The 1,521-nt window shown below is 37.4% G+C and carries 2 protein-coding genes; one reads left to right on the forward strand and one right to left on the reverse strand.

What is annotated here, in order from left to right:
• A partial coding sequence (locus tag HX005_RS19490) for a hypothetical protein (RefSeq protein WP_286378567.1) occupies positions 1-251 on the reverse strand: 251 nt, incomplete at its 3' end.
• Positions 252-463: 212 nt separating this feature from the next.
• Between HX005_RS19490 and mobQ the strand changes: the two genes are divergently transcribed.
• A partial coding sequence (gene mobQ, locus HX005_RS19495; protein ID WP_286378568.1) for a MobQ family relaxase occupies positions 464-1,521 on the forward strand: 1,058 nt, incomplete at its 3' end.

Below are 1,521 nucleotides of genomic sequence, written 5' to 3' on the forward strand. Positions count from 1 at the left end.
TTTTCTTCGGTCTTATTTTCCGTATTTAAAAATTGCTCAAAATCGGCTAATTGCTGCTTAAACGATTCATCATTTTTTAATTTATTTAAAGCCCAAGCTCCCAGTAGAATTTTACGTCTCGTATCATCTTTTCTGTGCTGATCAGAAACTTTCTTTTTTTCACGTGCAATGGCAGCTTTTTTCTGTTCTTTTAGCTGTCTTAAGCGTTCTTCTTGCTTTGCAATTTTTTGCTCTAAATTATCAACACTCATACCATCACCGTATCAAGGAATACCCCTCAAGCATAGGTCTGTTTGAATTGAAATTCAAGACAGCCCATGCTATCGTAGTTTTCCCGAAGGGCGCACTTAGCCATTGAACAAAGTTCAATGGTGCGACAAGGGGTAAATCCCCTTTGTAATCCCCTGACCAACCTATACAGGTTGGTGAAATTTGGTAAACCAAATTTAAGAGCAAAAGCAACATGGCGATATATCATTTTTCAGTTAAAACGATGAGTAGAAGTAATGGGCGTTCAGCCGTTGCTTGTGCTGCATATCGTTCAGGTGAAAAATTGGTATGTGATTTCTATGGAAAAGAACAAGACTATACAAAAAAAACTGGTGTTGAATTTACAGAAATCTATGCCCCCGATAATACAAATACTGAGTTACTCAATCGCCAGACACTTTGGAACGAAGTCGAAAAAGTTGAACGTAGAAAAGACGCCTTACTTGCAAGAGAATTTGAGATAGCATTTCCAAGTGAGTTAAACGCTGAACAGCGTAAAAACATGCTTAATGAACTTTGCCAAGACCTCGTTAAAAAATACGGTGTCATCGTTGACGCTGCTATTCATGCACCTCATACAGGCAACGGAAGTGATGAACGCAATTACCATGCACACATCATGTTCACCACCCGAAGTATTAATGAGCATGGTGACTTTTCAGCAAAAAAATATAGAGACTTCAGTCGTGATAATGGCACAGAAACGGTAAGCTACTGGAGAGAATCATTTGCAGAGTTATGCAATCACCACCTGGAACAAAATGGATTTGATGAACGTGTCGATCACAGAAGTTATCAAGATCAAGAAAGTGACCTAGAAGCCACTCAACACGAAGGTCCTCAAGCTACATACCTACGGAGACGAGGAATATTTACAAAGATTAGTCTGAAAAATGATGAGATTAAGCGACGTAATTTAGAAATCAAAAAGGTCATTGCACTTGATGAAAACATCAACGTATCTGAGGATCTTGTGCAAAAAGTACGAAGTGAACTTCAATTCCAACAGTCTGAAGCTGAATATTTAGGAAAAATTTCTCAGAAGCTTTCTGAATTACAAAACGAAGAATTATCAAAATTAACAGCAGAATTAGACACAATGAGTTCTGAAATATCAGAACTACACAAAAAAGAGCCTTTATTTTTTAAAACAAAATGGATCAATCAAATCAATGACCTAATCGACCAACACAACACCCAACTAGATCGCCAAAAGCATATCTCTGGTCTTAGTGAAACAGAAAAAAAAGA

Source organism: Acinetobacter sp. R933-2 (genome assembly GCF_030325485.1).
GTDB classification, from domain to species: Bacteria; Pseudomonadota; Gammaproteobacteria; order Pseudomonadales; family Moraxellaceae; genus Acinetobacter; species Acinetobacter sichuanensis.